This is a genomic window from Aeromicrobium sp. Root236 (genome assembly GCF_001428805.1).
Taxonomy (GTDB): Bacteria; Actinomycetota; Actinomycetes; order Propionibacteriales; family Nocardioidaceae; genus Aeromicrobium.
The window spans coordinates 431,584-451,832 of record NZ_LMIS01000001.1 but is presented as its reverse complement, the minus strand read 5'-3'; the positions used below and the strand labels follow the sequence as shown (position 1 = coordinate 451,832).

General features: G+C 68.7%; 19 protein-coding genes and 1 tRNA gene. 4 read left to right on the top strand and 16 right to left on the bottom strand.

Annotated elements, in window-relative coordinates; translation table 11 throughout:
* Window positions 1–44 precede the first annotated feature (44 nt).
* The 13 genes from ASE12_RS02255 to ASE12_RS02195 all read right to left on the bottom strand — a co-directional run bounded on the left by ASE12_RS02255 (window position 45) and on the right by ASE12_RS02195 (window position 12,573).
* Entirely contained in the window at window positions 45–458 is a 414-nt protein-coding gene (locus tag ASE12_RS02255) for a DUF1003 domain-containing protein (RefSeq protein ID WP_056396396.1), read from the bottom strand.
* 55 nt (window positions 459–513) lie between these two features.
* Complete coding sequence (locus ASE12_RS02250) at window positions 514–1,209, bottom strand: hypothetical protein (RefSeq protein WP_157412785.1); 696 nt, start codon at window positions 1,207–1,209, stop codon at window positions 514–516.
* A 1-nt stretch (window position 1,210) separates the two neighbouring features.
* A complete protein-coding gene (locus tag ASE12_RS02245; protein ID WP_056396390.1) occupies window positions 1,211–1,933 on the bottom strand; it encodes a hypothetical protein in 723 nt (240 codons plus the stop codon).
* Window positions 1,923–2,645 (bottom strand): TIGR03943 family protein, encoded by a 723-nt coding sequence (locus ASE12_RS02240; RefSeq protein WP_056396387.1) that lies wholly within the window; start codon window positions 2,643–2,645, stop codon window positions 1,923–1,925. The genes ASE12_RS02245 and ASE12_RS02240 overlap by 11 nt, the downstream gene beginning before the upstream one ends.
* Window positions 2,638–3,660, bottom strand: a complete 1,023-nt coding sequence (locus ASE12_RS02235; protein ID WP_056396384.1) for a permease — start codon at window positions 3,658–3,660, stop codon at window positions 2,638–2,640. The genes ASE12_RS02240 and ASE12_RS02235 overlap by 8 nt, the downstream gene beginning before the upstream one ends.
* A gap of 37 nt (window positions 3,661–3,697) precedes the next feature.
* Window positions 3,698–5,758, bottom strand: coding sequence for a VWA domain-containing protein (locus tag ASE12_RS02230; RefSeq protein ID WP_056396381.1), 2,061 nt, complete (start codon window positions 5,756–5,758; stop codon window positions 3,698–3,700).
* Complete coding sequence (locus ASE12_RS02225; RefSeq protein WP_056396378.1) at window positions 5,751–7,136, bottom strand: hypothetical protein; 1,386 nt, start codon at window positions 7,134–7,136, stop codon at window positions 5,751–5,753. Before ASE12_RS02225 ends, ASE12_RS02230 begins: the two co-directional genes overlap by 8 nt.
* Window positions 7,137–7,208: 72 nt before the next feature.
* Entirely contained in the window at window positions 7,209–7,721 is a 513-nt protein-coding gene (locus tag ASE12_RS02220) for a hypothetical protein (RefSeq protein WP_157412784.1), read from the bottom strand.
* A gap of 44 nt (window positions 7,722–7,765) precedes the next feature.
* Complete coding sequence (locus tag ASE12_RS02215; RefSeq protein WP_056396373.1) at window positions 7,766–9,685, bottom strand: alpha/beta hydrolase; 1,920 nt, start codon at window positions 9,683–9,685, stop codon at window positions 7,766–7,768.
* Window positions 9,682–10,113, bottom strand: a complete 432-nt coding sequence (locus tag ASE12_RS02210) for a hypothetical protein (RefSeq protein WP_056396371.1) — start codon at window positions 10,111–10,113, stop codon at window positions 9,682–9,684. The genes ASE12_RS02215 and ASE12_RS02210 overlap by 4 nt, the downstream gene beginning before the upstream one ends.
* Window positions 10,110–10,601, bottom strand: a complete 492-nt coding sequence (locus tag ASE12_RS02205; RefSeq protein WP_056396369.1) for a hypothetical protein — start codon at window positions 10,599–10,601, stop codon at window positions 10,110–10,112. The genes ASE12_RS02210 and ASE12_RS02205 overlap by 4 nt, the downstream gene beginning before the upstream one ends.
* Window positions 10,602–10,725: 124 nt before the next feature.
* Window positions 10,726–10,810, bottom strand: a tRNA-Leu gene (locus tag ASE12_RS02200).
* A gap of 485 nt (window positions 10,811–11,295) precedes the next feature.
* Window positions 11,296–12,573 carry a DUF445 domain-containing protein gene (locus tag ASE12_RS02195; protein ID WP_235508824.1) on the bottom strand — a complete coding sequence of 426 codons (1,278 nt, stop codon included), beginning with the start codon at window positions 12,571–12,573 and terminating at the stop codon, window positions 11,296–11,298.
* A 52-nt stretch (window positions 12,574–12,625) separates the two neighbouring features.
* On the opposite strand from ASE12_RS02195, the gene ASE12_RS02190 reads away from it, so the two are divergent.
* The 3 genes from ASE12_RS02190 to hrpA are packed head-to-tail and all read left to right on the top strand — an operon-like array spanning window position 12,626 to window position 17,896.
* Window positions 12,626–13,525, top strand: a complete 900-nt coding sequence (locus ASE12_RS02190; protein ID WP_056396362.1) for a neutral zinc metallopeptidase — start codon at window positions 12,626–12,628, stop codon at window positions 13,523–13,525.
* Between the two features lie 2 nt (window positions 13,526–13,527).
* Window positions 13,528–14,292: a CPBP family intramembrane glutamic endopeptidase gene (locus ASE12_RS02185; protein WP_235508823.1), complete on the top strand. Its 765-nt coding sequence runs from the start codon at window positions 13,528–13,530 to the stop codon at window positions 14,290–14,292.
* A 4-nt stretch (window positions 14,293–14,296) separates the two neighbouring features.
* Window positions 14,297–17,896 (top strand): ATP-dependent RNA helicase HrpA, encoded by a 3,600-nt coding sequence (hrpA, locus tag ASE12_RS02180; RefSeq protein ID WP_056396359.1) that lies wholly within the window; start codon window positions 14,297–14,299, stop codon window positions 17,894–17,896.
* 133 nt (window positions 17,897–18,029) lie between these two features.
* On the opposite strand, the gene ASE12_RS02175 is transcribed toward hrpA, so the two are convergent.
* A complete protein-coding gene (locus tag ASE12_RS02175; RefSeq protein ID WP_056396355.1) occupies window positions 18,030–18,389 on the bottom strand; it encodes an FKBP-type peptidyl-prolyl cis-trans isomerase in 360 nt (119 codons plus the stop codon).
* 42 nt (window positions 18,390–18,431) lie between these two features.
* On the opposite strand from ASE12_RS02175, the gene ASE12_RS02170 reads away from it, so the two are divergent.
* Window positions 18,432–19,475, top strand: a complete 1,044-nt coding sequence (locus ASE12_RS02170) for a zinc-dependent alcohol dehydrogenase family protein (RefSeq protein WP_056396353.1) — start codon at window positions 18,432–18,434, stop codon at window positions 19,473–19,475.
* Here the strand turns inward: ASE12_RS02170 and ASE12_RS02165 are convergent.
* On the bottom strand, window positions 19,453–19,782 hold the full coding sequence (locus ASE12_RS02165) for a DUF952 domain-containing protein (RefSeq protein ID WP_056396352.1): 330 nt from the start codon (window positions 19,780–19,782) through the stop codon (window positions 19,453–19,455). The two genes, ASE12_RS02170 and ASE12_RS02165, sit on opposite strands and share 23 nt — an antisense overlap.
* Entirely contained in the window at window positions 19,779–20,228 is a 450-nt protein-coding gene (locus tag ASE12_RS02160) for a MarR family winged helix-turn-helix transcriptional regulator (protein ID WP_056396351.1), read from the bottom strand. Before ASE12_RS02160 ends, ASE12_RS02165 begins: the two co-directional genes overlap by 4 nt.
* Window positions 20,229–20,249: the final 21 nt, after the last annotated feature.

Here is a 20,249-nt window from a genome sequence, read left to right as displayed (position 1 = left end):
GAGCTCGGCTCATACGACACCTTCGCGTGAACTTTTCTCGGCGATCAGCCCGGTTGCGGCGCCTCGTCGATGATCCGGCGGTGCAGCTCGGTCGTCAGCACGTGGATCTCGCGGGTCAGGTCGGTGTTGGTCTTGAGCTCGAGCTCCTGCTCGACGAAGTCGTGCTCGGCCTTGACCTTCTGGAACTCGGCCTGCCGGTTCTGGCCGATCATCACGAACGTCGACAGGAAGATCGCCTCGAGAGAGACGACGAGCGTGAGCGTGGGCCACGGATTCGACTCGACCCACAGCATCCAGGCGACGAACACCGCGGCGTGGAGGTAGACGAACGGCATCGATCCGGCGAAGGACGTGATGGCGTCGGCCACGCGGAGCTGCACGTGGTCGAGCCTGCTCTGGTGGAACGCGACAACGGCTGGGTGGCGGGGTCCTGCACTGGCGGGGGTCTGGTCGGTCATGTGTCTCTCCTGTGTCACCTCGAAGTATGTCCCCGGGGTGTCTGGCCGCGTCAGGTCACGGACCGTCGGCACTGACGGCGTTGGAGGTCGGGCCCGAGCTGCACCACTGCGGCTGGGCGCCACGCGCCTCGACGACCGAGCCGCCTGACGTGTCGGCGATGTAGGTCGTCATGTCACCGGCTGAGGGCTGCACCGGGTAGCCGTCAGCCTTGGCGTGCGCCGGCTGGACCACGACCGCGACGTGACCGCCGTCAGGGGCGAGGCAGATCGACGCGTTGTCGGCCTGCCCGGGCTTGGTCGCCAGCAGATAGCGCGGCTTGCCCCGCCCGATCACGGCGATCCGGTAGCTGCCGTCATCACCGCTGGGACTCCACTCCACGACCACGGCGCTGCCGGACTCGTCGAGCGACAGCTGCTGGAGGGCGTACGCCTCGCTGTCCTCGGCCGGCAGGTCCTTGCGTGGCACGGTCCGCGAGATGCCGTGGAGCGGGTCGAGCAGGCGGATGCCCGAGCTGTTGTTGTCCGGCAGGGTGAGCACCGAGGTGGTCGGCACGAACCCGTTGATGCGTCCGTACGTGCCCAGCGGCGTCGGAGCGGCCTCGGGCTTGTCCGGGTTGGTCATGAAGACCCGGCCGGAGCTGTCCTGGACGACGGCCTCCCGCGTGCCGGGTATCAGCATCCAGTCGATGGCCTCCATCGGCGTGCCGTCCGCCGCCTTGACCGGCTGGCGCCCGACCGACGGGTCGGCCACGTCACGCACGTAGAGGTGCTCCGTCTCGCTGCCATGGGGGGGGTGTGATGTAGCCGAAGAGCCCGGTCCGCGGGTCGGCGCGGAGCCCCGAGACCGGCTGCCCTCCTGCGGTGTCGAGCCGGTACGGCCGGTGCACCCGTCCGTCGTCGTCGACCCTGACGAGCTTGTTGACGCCGTGGTCGTACGTGCTGGCGATCAGCGACCGCCCGCCGTCGGCGTACTCGAGGATCACGTCATCGCTGAACACCGTGCGCTCGACGGACCCCTCGACCTGGACGATCCGGTCGGGCTTGCCGTCGTCGAGCTTCCCGCTGCGGATCAGGGTGAACACCGTCGGGCTCGGCGTGCGGAAGCGGTAGTGCAGCGAACCGCGTGCGCCGGTGTAGCGTCCGGTCACCGGGCCCACCGTCACGTCGTACGTCGTGTCGTAGTGCAGGGCCGAGGCGAACGTGACCACGACCTCGCCGTCATGCCGCCTCGCGGAGGCCTTGACCGCCGGGCGAGTGGTGACTCGCAGGGTGCCCGCACGCGTCGGCTGGTTGGGTGCCAGCACGAGCTGTCCCCCTGCGTTCTCGGTGGCGTACGCCGCGTCGAGCTGTGCGGCTCTGACCCGCGGCGGCTGCCGGGAGCCCGCCACACCGAGGACCACGGCGACGAGCACGAGCACGACGACCGTCACGGTGACGATCCGCCCGTACGACCAACGGCCCGGCTCAGTGCTCATACGGCTGGCTCGGCTCGGAGATGGGATCTACGGTCTTCGGGATCACGAGAGAGGCGCTGGCGTCGCCCGGATCGGCACCCAGAGCGCCGGTGACGTGGACCCACGAGCCCTTCTTGTGGTGGGCGCGCCAGTCGGGCTCGTACACCGGCACGCCCACCGGCTGCGCGTCGACGGCGCAGCACGTCACGACGAACCTGGTCAGGTAGAACACGTCGGGATGCTTGCCGTCCACGGGCGACACGAATCCGGTGCCGTCGAACGGCCGGCCCTTGAGGACACCCGGATCGGCCGCCAGCTGGATCGCGGCCGCCCAGTCGCGCAGCCTGAAGTGCGCGAAGTCCGTGCCGTCAGGGCTGGTCATCGGCGTGGAGCTCAGGGTCTGGTTGACCTTGCGCTGCTGCGCCGTGGCCTCCGAGAGCGTCGAGGGTGGTGCGACGAGCAGGGCCACGACCGCCGCCACCACGAGGGCTGCGCCTGCGATCGCCGAGCGCCGGCCGCGCGGACGCTCCTCCTCGTGGCTGTCGGCGGGCCGGACGGCGAAGCTCGCCACGATCAACGCGAGGGCGACGACGCTCATGATCGCGGTGAACACGACGTACCGAGGATGGATGTAGAGCGCCAGCCGGTCGGTCAGCGCGAGCCAGCACGTGGCCGACGCCCCGACCAGGCTCAGCAGGACGCCGTGGAGACGGCGCCAGGGCAGGTCACGCAACGAGGTTCACCCCCAGCCCGAGCACGAGTGTCGACAACATCACCAGGACGGTCAGGTCGAGGACGGCGCGGGTCGTGAACGTCGTACGAAGCAGCGCCACCATCTTGACGTCGACCATCGCGCCGAACACCAGGAACGCGACGATCGCGCCCGGCATGAAGCTCGACCCCAGCGCCAGGGCGAAGAACGCATCCACGTTGGAGCAGATCGCCACGACGAACGCCAGCAGCATCAGCACGAGCACCGACCACAAGGGGTTGGCACCGATCGCGACGAGGACGGACCTCGGCACGCCGACCTGGATCGCACCGGCCACCGCGGACCCGATGAACAGTGCCGGCAGCACGGCGGTGGTCTCGCGGCTGAACACATCGACAGAGCGCACCCATCGCGGCTCGTCGTCGTGGCCGCCATGCGTACGACACGACTCGTTGAACGCCGGTGTCAGCAGCTCGGTCGGTGCGGCGTGCCGGCTGAAGATCCAGCCGACGACGTTCGCGATCAGGAACCCGCCGAGGATACGCCCCACGAGGATGTCGTTGCCCCAGCCGAACGCCTGGTAGGTCGTCACGATCGTCACCGGGTTGAGCAGGGGCGCCGCCAACAGGAACGTGATCGTCTCCGGGACGCCCATCCCGCCGAGCACGAATCCCCGGGCCAGCGGCACGTTCCCGCACTCGCACACCGGCATCACGACACCGAGGCCGGACACCGACGCCCGCCGCAGAACGCCGCGACGCGGCAGCAGCCTGAGCAGCAGCCCCGGCGGCAGCCACACCTGGACCAGGGCGGAGAACAGGATCCCCAGGATCACGAACGGCAGGGACTCGACCACCACGCTGATCGACAGGGTCAGGAAGTCCCGCAGGGCGGCAGGCAGCAGGTTCGCGCTCAACCGGGCGGTCGTCACGCGCAGCAGCAGGGCTGCCGCCAGGAATCCGGCGGCGAGTGCCGCGCCTCGCCTCGAGAACGCCGGACGCGCCGGGACCACGCTCCTCGTCGCGCCGATTGTCACGGTCGAAGCGTATGCCGCAGCGTGAAAACGGCGGGCGTCAGTCGACCCAGTAGCCCCGTCCGCCGCCGAACATGTCGCCGTAGCCGCCACCGAACGCTCCGCGAGGACTGCGCGAGCCGAGGTAGGACCCGACGACCGCCGCGCCGAGGTCGTCCAGCTCGGGCGCCACCACGGTGCCGCCGGCGCGCTTCGCCATCGAGTCGATGAACCGGGCCAGGCCGGGGTCCTCCCCCAGCCGGAAGAACGTCGTCTGCGCGCCGAGACGCATCGACGTGTCGAGCTCACGCACGGCGTACGCGACGGTCACCGGGTGGGGCGGATAGCTGAAGAACACCTCACCGCTGGACTCCAGGTGCGAGGTCGGCTCGCCATCCGTCACGATGAGCAGCACCGGCTGCGCGTTGGGGTGCTTGCGGAAGTGGCGGTTGGCCAGCAGCAGCGCATGGTGCAGGTTGGTGCCCTTGTCGTACATCGCGTCGAGGCCGGTGAGCTCCTCGATCTCCATGACCTCGGCATGCCGCCCGAACCCGATGAGCTGCAGGTCGTCGCCGCGGAACCGGCTGGTGATGAGCGTGTGCAGGGCGAGCGCTGTGCGCTTCATCGGCACCCAGCGACCGTCCATCGCCATCGAGAACGACGTGTCGACGAGCAGCGCGACGCACGCCTGCGTACGGGCCTCGGTCTCCTGGACCTCGACGTCGCCGATCTCGATCCGGACCGGTCCGATTCCTGAGCCTGTCGAAGGGGCACCTTCACCGGCGAGGCGGGTGATCGCGTTGGTGATCGTGCGGGTGACGTCCCACGGCTCGGTGTCACCGAAGGCCCACTCCCGCGTCGCTCCCGACCGCTCCCCTGCGGCGCCGGCCTGCCGGATGTCACGGTTGCCCTGACGCCCCGACATCGTGTTGGCGACGTCCCGCAGGAGCGCCTTGCCGAGCTGGCGCATGGCCTTCGGGGTCAGCTTGAGCTGCCCATCGGTGCCGCGCTTCATGGTGCCGGAGTCGCGGAGCGCCTGCTCGAGCTGCTGGAGCGTACGGGCGTCGACCACGGCCTCGTCGCCCAGCTGACGCGCGAGCTTGTCGAGATCGAGGTCGTCCATCCGCGAGCCGTTGTAGGACTGCGAGAGCTGCTCGGACAGCTCGTCGAGGTCCGCAATGTCCTGGAAGACGCCCGTCCCGTCGCCCAGGCCGAGGCCCTCCTCGCCGTCCATCTGCTCGGAGCTGCCCCAGTCCTCGCCGGGCCGCGCCGACTGCAGGTTGCCGTCGAGCCTCGCGAGCGACGACATCAGCTCCGGTGAGCCGAACGCCTGCTGAGCCAGCGCATCGAGCTCGTCGCGCTGTTCCTGGGTCATCGAGTTGCGCATCCGCTGCGCCGCGGCGGCACGCTGGGCGAGCGAGTCCAGCAGCTCGTCGATGTTCGCCGGGTTCTCCGGGAAGAAGTCACCGTGCTTGGCCATGAACTGGTCGAACTGCTCCTGGCTGTCCTCGCCGCGGTTGTGGGCCTCGAGCAGCTCGTTGAGGTCCTCGAGCATCGCGTTGATCGCAGCCCGGTCCTCGTCGGTGGCGTTCTCGAGCGCGTTCTTCATGCCGGCGAAGCGCTGGTCGAGCATCTCGCGGCCCAGGAGGTCCTTGATCTTCTCGTAGTCCTCGCGCGCCGACGTGCTCTGCCAGTCGTAGTCGCTCAGCTGGTTGACGGCCGCGGCCGGCGAGGGCGGCAGGTTGTCGAGCTGCATCTCGGCGAACGCCCGCTCGCTGTCGTCCATCTCCACGTCGCGGGCCAGCTGCTTGCGCTCCTCGAGCACCGCACGCTCAAGCAGCTCCTTGACCTCCTGCAACGTGCCGTCGAGGTTGTGGCGCTGGGTGAGCTCGCGTCGACGCTCTGCCACGCGTCGAGCGATGTCGTCGAGCCCCGCCTGGTCCTTGCCGCCACGGCGCAGGAACTCCCGCATCGCGCGCTCCGGCGAGTAGCCCGCCATCACGTCCTCACCGATCGCGTCGAGAGCCTCAGCCAGGTCGACGGGCGGTGCCAGCGGATCGGGCCCGTCGACGTACTTGCCGTAGCGGGCGTCGCGGGTGAGCCGGCGGTTGGCCCTAGCCATATATCGTCTCGCCTCCGCCGGTCTCCTTGCTGACCTTGCGGGCGAGGTAGAGCCCCTCGAGGGCCAGCTCGATCGCACCGGCTCGTTGACCGTCGTTCGTGGCGCCGAGGCGCTCGCAGACGTCGTCGTACAGCTCGGACTCCCCGAGGACAGGCAGGCCGGTGAGGAAGTCGCGCGCCGTGACCTGCTCGCCGGTCGTGACGATCGTGCCGTTCTCGATCGCGTCGACCAGCACCGTGAAGTCGATGCCCCGGAAGTGCGCTCGTACGGTCTCAGCCGTCGCGGAGCGCAGCAGGTGGTCGAGGATCTGGTCCTCGCGCCCCTCCTCCCCCGACTCGAACTCGATCTTGCCGCCCAGCACGTCGACGGCGGTCTCCAGGTCGACCGGCCGGGCGACAGCCTCGTCCTCGCCCTGACGGGTGGCGCGGTGGATCGCCGCGGCGGCGATCGTCTCGGCACCTGCGATGGCGAACCGGGCGCTGACGCCACTCCGCTGGTCGACGGCGGTCGACTCGCGGAGCGCGCGCGTGAACCGGGCCAGGATCTCGACGAGGTAGTCCGGCACGTCGGCGACCAGCTCGGCCTCCTGCCGGATCACGGCGATCTCGTCGTCGAGCTCGGTCGGGTAGTGCGTGCGGATCTCTGCGCCGAACCGGTCCTTCAGCGGTGTGATGATCCGGCCGCGGTTCGTGTAGTCCTCCGGGTTGGCGCTCGCCACCACGAGCACGTCGAGCGGCAGCCGCAGGACGTACCCACGGATCTGGATGTCGCGCTCCTCCATGACGTTGAGCATCGCGACCTGGATGCGCTCGGCGAGGTCCGGCAGCTCGTTGATCGCGACGATGCCGCGGTGGCTCCGCGGGATGAGGCCGAAGTGGATGGTCTCCGGATCGCCGAGGCTACGTCCTTCGGCGACCTTCATCGGGTCGACGTCGCCGATGAGGTCGGCGACGCTGGTGTCCGGGGTGGCGAGCTTCTCGGCGTACCGCTCATCTCTGTGCCGCCACACGATCGGCAGCTCGTCGCCGAGCTCGGCGGCGCGTCGCAGGCTGCCCGTCGTGATCGGCTCGTACGGGTGCTCGCCGAGCTCCGAACCCTCGATGACGGGCGACCACTCGTCGAGCAGCCCGACCATCGTGCGCAGCAGCCGGGTCTTGCCCTGGCCGCGCTCACCGAGCAGCACGATGTCGTGCCCGGCGATGAGCGCGCGTTCGAGCTGCGGGATCACGGTGGACTCGAAGCCGTGCAGGCCCGGCCACGGGTCTCGGCCCTCGCGGAGGGCGGAGAGAAGGTTGTCGCGGATCTCGGTGCGCAGTGTCTTCTGGACGTGGCCAGAAGCTCGCAGTTCGCCGACGGTTGCCAGGGTGGGAGCGGTCACGCGTACAACGCTACTGCGGCACGCAACGCTGGAGGCCGGTTCAGGAGCCGACTCCGGGCGCGACGACAGCCCTCAGCTCTTCTCGGCGATGTCCTTGGGGATTCTCATGCACGTGCTCTCGAATGACATGTTCACGGCCGTCTGCCCTGGCTCGTCAGCATCTGGCTCGGGGGTGATGAACAGCCTCATCGTCGCCCCGCCGGTGATGCCGTGCTCGAAGAAGTACCTCTCGTTCTCACCCTGCTTCTTCTTCCAGCCCTGCTTCACCAAGCCATCTGCGACAGAATCGATGATCTGGGTCTCGGTCTTGCTGCCCTCGAAACGAAAGCTCGAGCCCAGCCCGAGGGTGCGGAGGTTGTCGGCGTACGGCTCGCCACAGCGACTGCTGAGCACCGCGCTGATGTCGCCGTCCGTTCCTTCGGAGGTCTCTCGAATCAGATCTGTTGCCTTCTTGCCGAGGGACTCGGTCTCGTTCACCGCCTTGGCGTACTCATCGCCATCCACCTTGACGGTGCCCCGCGGGCTCAGACCACAACCAGCCATCATCACCCCTATCAGCACCATCACACCCACCCGACGGATCATGACGCCACGGTATCGGGACGGTGCGCCGCGATGCGGGTGGCCGGTCATCCGATGCCAGGGATACGTGGCGGGGCAATCCGTGACACCAGCCGCGCAACGTCCTCGGCTCGATCGACGGCCCCTTCCTTGACATCGTCTGCGGTGTCGCGAACGCGCCGTATGGCGCCGTCGATCATGCGACGCTGCTGCTCGGCCAGGTCGTCGGCGGCATCGCGAGCGTGATCCATGGCCGAGTCGATGTAGGGCTCCGAGAGCTGGTGAGCCGCGGTCGCCGGGAACAGCACCTGGTCCAGCGGGGCGCCGGCGTTGTTGCGGAGCCACCAACCCGGGTCGCTTGCTGCACCTCGGCCCCCGACTTCGTGAATCCGGTCGGGCACGCCGCCAGCGACCTTGCTGATGTCACTCAGTGAGTCGCTCTCTGGGTCGAAGTAGGCGGTGTGGTTGTCCAATCCGTTCTTGAGACCGAGCGGTGTCCACGCGAAGTCGTGCCCCTCGTCCACTCCGAATCGATGCGCGCCGAAGGCGGAGGTCGCAGGGTCCACCCCCAACCCGAAAGGTGTGAGGTTCCCAAGCCGAGAGACCGGGTCCTCGTCGGCCGATCCGACATAGACGTTGCCAGCGAGATCCGACGCATGCCGGTTGCCGTCCCCAGCTCCGGGGCTGCCGACGAGCACGATGTCGTCCGCCTGCATCCCGTCTCCTGCGGCGATGGCGACGGTCGTCGATCCGTACGAATGGCCGATCACCGTGAGGTGCATGTCCTTGGCGCCGCCGTCCCGTGTCGCGTTCAAACCTTCGACGAACAGGGAGAGGTTCCGAGCTCCGGCATTCGCCTTGGCCTCGCTGGTCACTCCCACGAAGTCGATGGCATCGCTGACATATCCCGATGGTGCGTCATAACCCAGCCAGGCGATGGAGGCGACGCTCCCGTTTGCCTGTCGGACAGTCCCATCCCTGACCGCCAACGCCTGACCGGCCACCGTGTTGAAGTTGTTCATCTCACTCGTCAGGCCTGGGACGTTGACCGTGACGTGATCGGCGGTCTCCGGGTTGCCGAAGGCCACGGCTGCGTGACCGTCGCCGTTCGCAGCATCAGGGTCGAACACCAGGAGATAGGTGGGGAAGGTCTTGCCATCGCCGCGGGCCAGTCCGTTCTCGACGCCCGTGATCTTGGCGAGCAGGTCCTTGTCGTCGCTGGTGAAGTCGTCCGTGCCCTCGCGTTCGCGGATCGATTCGCGCAGGGCGGTCAGGTTGGCCCGGTTGGCCTCGTCCCGGTCGGTGATCGGGATCCCGTCGAGATTGCCGATGAACTCCGGGCGCACGGCCTTCAACGCCTCGCGCTCGGCGCGCGACAACGACGCCCACCAGGCGAAGACCTTCCTCGGGTCGTTCTTGAGCTCCTCGGCGCGGTGCACCAGGGCCGGCACGTTGGGCAGCTGGGACACGAGGTCGGAGCCCTCGCTGACCGTGTCGGCCTTCTTGAGTGCGGCGATCACCGTGTCCTCGGCGTCCGTGAGGTCCTTGGTCCACGAGGCGACGTCGCGGTTGAACGCAGCCACCGTGGCGTTGTGGCTGCGGACATCGGCCTCGATCGTGGGGTCGTCGGCGTTCGCCAGCCGAGGTTCCAGCTCACCCTCCTTGTGGCCCAAGGCCGTACGGGTGCGAGTCAGCGCCACGTGACGTTGCTTGAGGGGGCCGCCCACCAGCTCGCTGAACCGGTCCAGCGCGGCGATGCCCACCTCCAAGGCCGCGACCGGGGCGTCCAGCTTCTTGGCCGTCATGGTCATCACGTGGTTGGCCAACGTGGCCTCGTCGCCCTCCCACTCGGGCGGGGCGGCGTTCTTGTGCATGACCTCGGCAGACTCGGAGATCGCGACGGCCGCCGCCCGGGTGGCCGGCAGCACCTCGTCCCCGATTGTCGGGCACTCCGGCAACGAGTCGATGCCCGTCAGGACGAGCGTCATGGCTGGGGACCCCGCACCGGAGGCTCAGGCAGGTTCGGCTGCGCAAGGTCGGTGAAGCCGAGCGGGCCACCGAGAGGGCCGCTGACGTAGACGGGAAAGACCGGCGACGGCTTCACCGACGAGCCCATGTCCCACGGCACCAGGGCTCTCAGGCGATTCGCTGATTCCTCGTCGAGCAGGCTGTAGGACGACGCGGCCTTCGACAACGCCTTCGCGTGCCCCTGTGCCGCTGTCGCCTGGGACCCTGCCTCGGCACCCCAGGTCTCGAAGTACGCCTTGGCGACTGGCCCGATCCGATCACCCAAGGTGTCCGACTGCTCCCCTGCTGCAGTCAGACGCTTGCGGGCCGCCCGCAGGTTGTCGGCCTGCTCCTCCCACGTGGTGGCGACGAGGTTCAGGATCCAGAGATTGACGCTGAAGCCGTTCACGTCGGATCGACCTCCAGCCGCAGGCCCGCCGTCGCCACCTCGACGAACAACGACTCGCCGTCGAGCGATACGTCGGCCCGCCACAGTCCCTCGCCGGTCTCAGCCACGAACCACGGCACGGGTGTGTCCATCGCCTTGGCCCGCCAGCCTGCCGCGACGAGGAAGTCCCGGACGCGGATCAGGTCGTCGAGGGCCGCGCCGCCGGTCGCCCGGTCGACCCGGATCCGCGTCAGGTGCTCGTAGGCCGCCTCACTGACCTGCTCCCACCGGTCGAACCGGAAGTCGACCGACAGCCCGCAGGCTGCGATCACGTCATCGGCGACCTGCACGGCCACGGCTGCCAGACGGTCGGCTTCCGCCGCGGGCGTGACGGGCACGTCGCCCGGCTGCTCGGGCGGCAGCAGCACGACGTCGACGTCGGGCTGGAGGCGCCGGAACTCGTCGAAGAACGGTTCGGCTGGCGGTCCGCCTGCTCGCGCGTCGTCCATCTGTGGATCCCCCGATCACTGACTGTGTGTCACATACTAGGCCGCAACGGGGACGTACGCCGACCATGAACAGGGACACGAAAACGCCCACCTCCCGAAGGAGATGGGCGTCGCGATCTGGTTGTGTCCGAGGGGGGACTTGAACCCCCACGCCCCTTACAGGGCACTAGCACCTCAAGCTAGCGCGTCTACCATTCCGCCACCCGGACAAGCGCCTGTTTGACGGGCGCGGTGCAGCACTGAACTCTAGCAAAGAGCCGACGGCGTTCCGAATCGGGTCGGTCGCCTGGTGCGCCGTCTCGACGCGCTCGCTGGCATCGCGCGGAAAACCTTGGCACAATTAGTCGAGGCCCCGGAAAGTATGAGTTTCCGGGGCCTCATTGTGATCGAGCGTGATGATCTCTCTCATCCAGAATCCTTCGTCTTTCCCGCCTGTCACATCACTGACCGGCTGCCATTGACTTGCGTCGCTGGCCATGGGATCGAATCTGGATTCCTTCCCGCTTTCCCGAAGGATTGCGTAGGTCATTTGTATGCCCCGGGCGACTCGGCGCGCAAGGGATTTTCCGAACTTTCTGGGGTATTTCTGGAGAATGTGTCACTTACCCACAGAGTGACCCAGGTCACCCACAAGCCACGCGTTGTTATGCACATCTTTTCCACATTCTGTGGCTTTCGGGTCGGCCGGACACCGTCAGAGCAACGACGAGATGGCGTGGATCGCGACGCCGACGAGCCCGCCGACGACGGTTCCGTTGATCCGGATGAACTGCAGGTCCCGCCCGACGTGCAGCTCGATGCGGTCCGCGGTCTCCTTGCCGTCCCACCGGTTGACCGTCGCCGAGATGATCGTGGCGACCTCACTGCCGTAGTGGTTGACGGCATACGCCGCGACGTCAGAGATCGTGGCGTCGAGACGGCGGTTCAGCTCGGCGTCGTCGATGAGTCGCTGCCCGAACGCCTCGATCTCCTCGAGGGCGCGGCGACGCAGCAGACCGTTCTCGTCGGCGAGCGACCCGATCAGCGCACGACGAAGCGCGTCCCACAGGCGTACCGAGGTGACGCCGACGCGGGGCTGCGACAAGACCCTCTCCTTGAGGTTCTCGAACCGCGTACGCGTCTCGGCATCGTGCTGGAGCCCATCGGCGAGATCGGCGAGCCACCGGTTGAGCGCGATGCGTGCGTTGTGGTCGGGCGTGCGACCGATCTCGGCGACCCACTCCACGACCTGCTCGTGCACCCATCCGGCGACGCGCTTGTCGAGCCACTGTGGCGTCCAGGACGGTGCGCGGTTCTCGATGAGCGCGGCGACCTCGTCCTCGTTGATCGCCAGCCACCGTCCGAGCTCGTCGAGCGCCAGGTCGACCAGGCCCCGGTGCGCGTCGTCCCGCAGGATCTCCTCGAGCAGCTGTCCCACGACGGGGCTGAGCTCCTCCTCCTTAAGGCGCGGGATCAGCGCTTCCTGGATGACGGCGGCGACATCGGTCTCCTTGACGTGCTGGAGCGCGTCGGAGAGCACCCGGGAGCCCTCCGCGACGAGGCGCTCGCTGTGACCGTCGGTGACGAGCCACTCCCCGACGCGTCGACTGACGCCGGCTGACTGGATGCGCTCGCGCACGACGTCCTCGCGCAGGAAGTTGTCGGCGACGAACTCCTGGAGGCTCTCGCCGAGCGACTCCTTGCGGTTGGGGATGATTGCGGTGTGCGGGATCGGCAGGCCGAGCGGATGGCGGAACAGGGCGGTGACGGCGAACCAGTCGGCGATCGCGCCGACCATCGCGGCCTCGGCGCCGGCGTTGACGTAGCCCAGCCAGCCGTCCTGGTTGCGGGTGATCAGGTAGATCACGGCGGCCAGCACCAGCAACGACAGCGCCAGCGCGCGCATGCGCCGCAGGCCCCTCAGACGTACCGTGTCGCCGGCCGACAGGCCTTCTGGCACCTGGAAGCTCGTACCCGCATCTGTCGAGGTCACGCCACGACACTATCCGCGAGCGATCCCCTGCGCTCTGCGTAGACTTCCCGGCATGACGTTCAACGAGGGCGCCGATCTGGACACGAGCCAGGTGACGGGCGGTGGCGGCGGAGTTCGCGGTGGCGCGGTGATTGGTGGCGGTGCCGGCGGCATCATCCTGCTGATCCTCGGCCTGATCTTCCAGAACGTGACCGGCGGCACCGGCACCAACCCGTTCGACACCTCGCAGATCCAGCCGGGCGGCGACACCACGACGACGGACTTCTCGCAGTGCAAGACCGGTGCGGACGCCAACCGCGACGACACCTGCCGGATCATCGGCACGGTCAACAGCGTCCAGGCCTACTGGCGTGAGGCGCTCCCGGCCGACGTCCAGCGGCAGTACCAGGACGCCATGACCGTCATCTACTCCGGCACGGCGCAGTCGGCGTGCGGCGTCGCCTCCAACGCGACCGGGCCGTTCTACTGCCCGTCCGACCAACGCGTCTACATCGATGCGAGCTTCTTCGACGAGCTGACCAGCCGGTTCGGCGCCGATGGGGGCGCGTTGGCGCAGGAGTACGTCGTGGCGCACGAGTACGGCCACCACGTCGAGAACCTGCTGGGCATCCTTGCCAAGGGCCAGGACGGCCGGACCGGACCGCTGAGCGGAGGCGTACGCATCGAGCTGATGGCCGACTGCATGGCCGGCGTGTGGGCGAAGCACGCCTCGACGACCAAGGACAAGGACGGCACGACCCTCCTCAAGGCGATCACGGATGCTGACGTCAAGTCCGCACTGTCGGCCGCAGCCGCCGTCGGCGACGACCACATCCAGGAAGCCTCGACCGGCCGGGTCAACCAGGAGTCCTGGACGCACGGCTCGAGCGAGTCGCGGCAGAAGTGGTTCATGACCGGCTACAACGGCGGCACCGTCAACCAGTGCGACACGTTCGCCACCGACGACCTCTGACGGTGCCCGACCGTTCGGTGTCCGACCGCAAGCTGAAGCTCGAGATCTGGATCGTCCTCGGGCTGTCCTTGGGCGCGTCCGCGGTGTACGCCGTCGTCAGCCTCACAGCCAAGCTGACGCAGCCAGGTGGGCTGAGGGACTCCACCGCGTCTCTCAACGGCAACCAGGACACCCGCGAGTGGCTCGACCTGACCTACCAGCTGCTGGGCATCGGGTTCGCGATCGTCCCGGTGGCCCTCGCCCTCTACCTGATGACGCTCGACAATGACCAGCCGCCGGTGCGCGAGCGGCTGGGGCTCCACAAGGGCAGCATCTGGGACAACGTCATGTGGGGTGCCCTGCTGGCGGCGGTCATCGGCCTTCCGGGCATCGGCGTCTACTTCGCGGGCCGCGCCCTGGGCGTCACCGCAGAGATCGTGACGAGCCCGCTCGACACCTACTGGTGGACCGTCCCGGTCCTGATCCTCGCTGCGGTCAAGAACGCCGTCATCGAGGAGTTCATCGTCGTCGGCTACCTGACCACCCGGCTGCGCCAGCTCGACTGGGCCTGGCCCCGGACGATTGTGGCGAGCGCCCTGCTGCGGGGCAGCTACCACCTCTACCAAGGCTTCGGCCAGGCCTTCGGCAACTTCGTGATGGGGCTGGTCTTCGGCTACTGGTTCCGCCGGACGCGTCGGGTGCTGCCCCTCGTCATCGCCCACACGATCCTCGACGTCATCTCGTTCGTCGGCTACGGATTCCTCCGCGACCACGTCGGCTGGCTGTGACCTCATGAAGATCGCGTACGACGAGGCGCTGCCGATCACGGCGCGCCATGACGACATCGCCGCGGCGATCCGCGACCACCAGGTCGTCGTGGTCGCCGGCGAGACCGGCTCGGGCAAGACGACGCAGCTGCCCAAGATCGCGTACGAGCTGGGGCGCCGCAGCATCGCGCACACCCAGCCACGCCGCATCGCTGCGCGTTCGGTGGCCAAGCGCATCGCCGACGAGTGCGAGGTGGAGCTCGGTGCCGAGGTGGGCTACGCCGTGCGGTTCGACGATCGTACGAGCACCGACACCGCGATCCGGCTCGTCACCGACGGGCTGCTGCTCGCCGAGGTGCACGGCGATCGACGGCTCGAGCGGTACGACACGATCATCATCGACGAGGCGCACGAGCGGTCGCTGTCGATCGACTTCCTGCTCGGCTACCTCAAGCAGCTGCTGCCCCGTCGTCCCGACCTCAAGGTCGTCATCACGTCGGCGACGATCGACGTCGAGCGGTTCGCGGAGATGTTCGACGCCCCGGTCATCGAGGTCAGCGGGCGCACGTACCCCGTCGAGATCCGCTATCGGCCGCTCGCGGAGTCCGATGCGGCTGACATGCTCGACGGCATCGCCGACGCCATCGGCGAGCTTCCGCGCGACGGCGACATCCTGGTGTTCCTGTCGGGTGAGCGAGAGATCCGCGACGCCGCCGAGTTCCTCGCGGGCAAGAAGCTTCCTCGTACGGAGATCCTGCCTCTGTACGGACGGCTGGCCGCGGGCGACCAGCAGAAGATCTTCAGCGACCACGCCGGCCGGCGCATCGTGCTGGCCACCAACGTGGCCGAGACGTCCCTGACTGTGCCCGGCATCCGCTTCGTCATCGACCCGGGATTCGCCCGCATCTCCCGCTTCAGCCAGCGGCTCAAGGTGCAGCGGCTGCCGATCGAGCCCATCTCGCAGGCCAGCGCCGCTCAGCGCGCGGGGCGGTGCGGTCGCGTCGCGGACGGCATCTGCATCCGCCTCTACTCCGAGGAGGACTTCGACGGGCGCCCGGAGTTCACCGACCCCGAGATCCAGCGCACCAACCTGGCATCCGTGCTGCTGCAGATGGCGTCGCTCGACCTCGGCGCGATCAAGGACTTCCCGTTCCTCGACCCGCCTGACTCGCGAGCCGTGACCGACGGCCTCAACCTGCTGTACGAGCTGGGCGCCCTCGGCACGCAGCCTTCCGGCGGTCACAGGCTGACCACGATCGGCCGGTCGATGGCGACGCTGCCGACCGATCCCCGTCTCGGCCGCATGCTCCTGGCCGCCGACCGGCTCGGCTGCCTCGCCGACGTCCTGGTGATCGTCTCTGCGATGTCGATCCAGGACCCACGCGAGCGGCCGCTCGACCACCAGCAGGCGGCGGACGAGAAGCACCGTCGTTTCGTCGAGCCGGACTCGGACTTCCTCTCGTGGCTGACCCTCTGGAAGTACATCCGCGAGCAGCGGGACAACCTCTCGAGCTCGGCCTTCCGCCGGATGTGCCGCGACGAGTACCTGCACTACCTCCGGATCCGTGAGTGGCACGACGTGCACTCGCAGCTGCGCCGCACCGCGAAAGACCTCAAGCTCAGGCCCGGGAACCCCGGCGCCGACCCGGACCTCGTGCACCAGGCGCTCCTCACCGGCCTGCTGTCGCACGTCGGACTCCGCGACCTGGACGGCCGGGAGTACCTCGGCGCGCGGCAGGCCAAGTTCATGATCTTCCCCGGCTCCGGGCTCGCCAAGAAGCCCCCGCGGATGGTCATGGTGGGCGAGCTCGTCGAGACGAGCCGGCTCTGGGGGCGTACCGCAGCCAAGATCCACCCGGAGTGGGTCGAGGAGGCCGGACAGCACCTCGTCAACCGGTCCTACAGCGAGCCGCACTGGTCGCGGAAGCGCGGCTCGGTCATGGCGCGCGAACGGGTGCTGCTCTACGGCATCCCGATCATCGTCGACCGGTTGGTCCAGTACGGGCGTGTCGACCCCGTCGTCTCGAGGGAGCTGTTCATCCGGCACGCGCTCGTGCAGGGCGAGTGGCGTACGCACCACAAGTTCTGGGCCAGGAACCAGGCCATGATCCACGACGTCGAGGAGCTCGAGGAGCGCCTGCGCCGCCGCGACCTGCGGGTCGACGACGAGACGCTGTACGCGTTCTACGACGAACGGGTGCCTGACCACGTCGTGTCGACGCGGCACTTCGATGCCTGGTGGAAGAAGACGCGCGTCGACCAGCCGGACCTGCTGACGTTCGACCCCGCGATGCTCGGCCGCGACGCGGACAGTGCCGAGGAGGAGTTCCCGCGCGAGTGGCACTCCGACGGCGAGGCCTACCCGCTGACGTACGCCTTCGAGCCCGGCATGGAGGACGACGGCGTCACGGTGGACCTGCCGGTCGACCGGCTGCTGACCGTCGACGACCGGGCCTTCGACTGGCACGTGCCGGGGCACCGCGTCGAGCTCGTCACCGAGCTGATCCGATCGCTGCCCAAGGCGCTGCGCCGGGAGTTCGTCCCGGCCGGCCAGTTCGCTCCCCGCCTCGTCGAGGCGATGGACGCCGACGCGCCGGACCTGAGCGAGGAGCTGGCCCGCCAGATGCGGCTACTCAACGGCACGGTCGTACGCCCTGAGGACTTCGACTTCAGCTCACTGCCGGGACACCTGCGGGTGACGTTCCGCGTTGTGGAGAACGGCGTCGAGCTGTCGCGCGGCAAGGACCTCGGCGCCCTGCGCACCGAGCTGGCGAGCCACGTGCGCGCTGACCTGACAGCGGTGGCCCGCCAGGAGGAGCGATCCGGCCTGCTCGCCTGGACGGTCGGCGACATCGACCGCACGATCTCCGCCAGTCAGGTCACCGGCTATCCCGCGTTGGTCGACGAGGGTGGATCGGTGGCGCTGCGGGTGCTGGACTCCGCTGCCGAGCAGGCTGCGGCGATGCGACGGGGCCAGGCCCGGCTGCTGTCGTTCGCACTGGCGACGCCGGTCCCGCAGATGGGCCGTGCGCTCGACCTGCGGGCCAAGCTGCTGTTGTCGACCGGTCCGCACAAGGACGCCGCCGCCGTCATCGAGGAGTGCTGGCTCGCCGCCCTGGAGGAGCTGCTCGTACGCCACGGCGGTCCAGCGTGGACCGAGGAGGCGTTCGACGCGCTCCGCGAGAAGGTGCGCGCCGAGGCGTACGACGAGACCGAGCGAGCCGTCCGCACCGTTCTCGACGTGCTGCGGGCCCTCGGCGAGGTCGTCCCCACCCCGGCGACCGAGGCCGGCGAGGACGTACGCGTGCAGCTGTCGTGGCTCGTCTATCCCGGATTCATCCGTGACGCCGGGGTCACCCAGCTGCGCCGACTGCCGCTCTACCTTGAGGCCGCGCGCCGACGGTTGACGGCACCGCTCACGGACGACCTGCTGGCGGCGCAAGAGCTCGAGGCCCGGTTCCACGAACGTACGGCCGCAATGTCGCCATGGGCTCGCCTCTCCCCCGACGTCCAGCACGTCCGCTGGGCCCTGGAGGAGCTGCGCCTGAGCCTGCTGGCCCAGAACCTCAGGACGGCGTTCCCGGTCTCGGTGAAGCGTGTGACGGCGCTGGTCGACCGGCTCTGACGGTTTACCAAGAGGGCAGGGCAAACTTTCGCCCCGCGGGACACCCCGCACGGCAAACAGCCACCCCACAAGGCGCACGCGCCCTGAGGAGTGGCTGTTTGCCGTGGCCTCTTGGTAAACCGCCGACCAGGAGTCAGACGCCGAGCAGGTCGATCACGAAGACGAGGGTCTTGCCGGAGAGGCGGTGACCGCCGCCGGCGGGGCCGTACGCGAGCTCCGGCGGGCAGACGAGCTGACGGCGACCGCCGACCTTCATGCCCGGGATGCCCTGCTGCCACGCGGCGATGAGCTGCGGGAGCGGGAACTTCGCGGACTGGCCGCGGTCCCAGGACGAGTCGAACTGCTCGCCGGTCTCGAACTCGACGCCGACGTAGTGCACGTCGACGAGTCCGCCGGGCACGGCCTCGGGTCCGTCGCCGACGATGAGGTCCTTGATCTGGAGCTCGGTGGGCGGAGGGCCCTCGATGAAGTCAACTTCAGGCTTGTCAGTCATGCGCACGATCCTGTCACACGGCCGCGCTGCCACAATGGCCAGATGCGCGCCACCGTTCTCCACGCTCCTCATGACATCCGCCTCGACGACGTCCCCGCCCCGCAGCTGCACGACGACGGCGACGCCATCGTGCGCGTCGTCGCGGCCTGCGTCTGCGGTTCCGACCTGTGGCCCTATCGCGGCATCAACGAGGTCACCGAGCCCATGCGCATCGGTCACGAGTTCGTGGGCGTCGTGGAGCAGGTCGGCGCCGGTGTCTCGACGCTGAACGAGGGAGACTTCGTCATCGCGCCTTTCATGTACTCCGACAACACCTGCAAGCTCTGCGAGCGCGGCATCCACACCTCGTGCGTCAGCGGCGGGTTCTGGGGCGTCGACGATCGCCAGGGACAGCCGGTCGACGGTGGGCAGGGCGAGCTCGTGCGCGTGCCGCTGGCCGACGGCACCTTGGTGGCGACGGCCCAGCCTGACGAGGCGATGGTGCCGCACCTCCTGACGTTGTCCGACGTCTTCCCGACCGGCCACCATGCTGCGATGCTCGCCGGGGTCCAGCCCGGCAGCACGGTCGCGGTCGTCGGTGACGGCGCGGTCGGCCTCTCCGCCGTCCTGGCGGCCAAGCGGCTCGGCGCAGGCAAGGTCGTCGCGATGTCCCGCCACGAGGACCGTCAGCAGCTGGCCCGCGAGTTCGGCGCTGACGAGATCGTCGCGACTCGTGGCAAGGAGGGTGCTGCCGAGGTCCGCGAGATGCTCGACGGCATCGGCGCCGACCACGTCCTCGAGTGCGTCGGCACCGAGCAGAGCATGGCGCAGGCGATGCAGTGCGCCCGTCCCGGCGGACGCATCGGCTTCGTCGGCGTGCCGCACGGTGTCGAGGTCGACGTCCGCGGGATGTTCTACCGCAACCTCGGCATCGCCGGCGGCGTGGCGCCGGCACGCGCGTACATCGAGGAGCTCCTGCCTGACGTGCTGTCCGGCGCGGTGTCACCGGGCCGTGTGTTCGACCAGACGCTGCCGCTGGACCAGGTCGCCGACGGCTATCGCGCGATGGACGAGCGTACGGCCATCAAGTCGATGCTGACGCTCTGAACGGTTCCGCGGACACCACGGCATCGACATTGAGCGGCCCGTAGATGTGCGGGAACGGCAGCGGCTCGCCCTCCACGGGATCGAGCTGCCACCGGGACGTCAGCAGGTCGGTGTCGATCGTCAGCAGGCGCAGCGGTTCGGTGACGTCGCGGTAGAACCGCTCGTGCACACCGGCGACCTGTTCAGCCTGGGAGCAGTGGATGAAGCCCACCTCGGACAGCTGCAGGCCCAGGGTCGACACCGTGTACGTACCGGCCGCCAGCGCAGACGCCCAGGCCTCTTCGGTGGCGAGGTGGAAGATCCTCACGGGATCTGTTCGGCAGCGTCGTTGAGGCGCGCCAGGTGGCGGGCGAACGTGCTGACCTCTTCGGGATCCCAGGCCGAGAGGATCGCGGAGAACCGCTGGTGGCTGCGCTTGCGGTAGGCATCGAGCTTGGCCCGCGCCTCGGGCTCGGCGACGAGCAGCTGGGCGCGCCCGTCGTCGGGGTCGGGCACGCGGGAGACCAGGCCGAGCTTCTCCAGCGACGCGATCGCCCGGCTCGCCGTCGACTTGTGCACCCCGAGTCCCTCGGCCAGCTCGGAGCCGCGGATGCCGTCGGGCGCATCGCAGATCGCGATGAGGAACAGGAACATCCCGTAGTCGAGCGACGGGTGGATCTCCGGAAGCTGCCGGAGCGAGCGCGCACGCACCCGCCGCACGAACCTGGTCAGCTCGAACTCGACGTCCAGGTCGTTGGGGAGATCGTTGCTCATGGCGTCAGCCTATAGAACAAC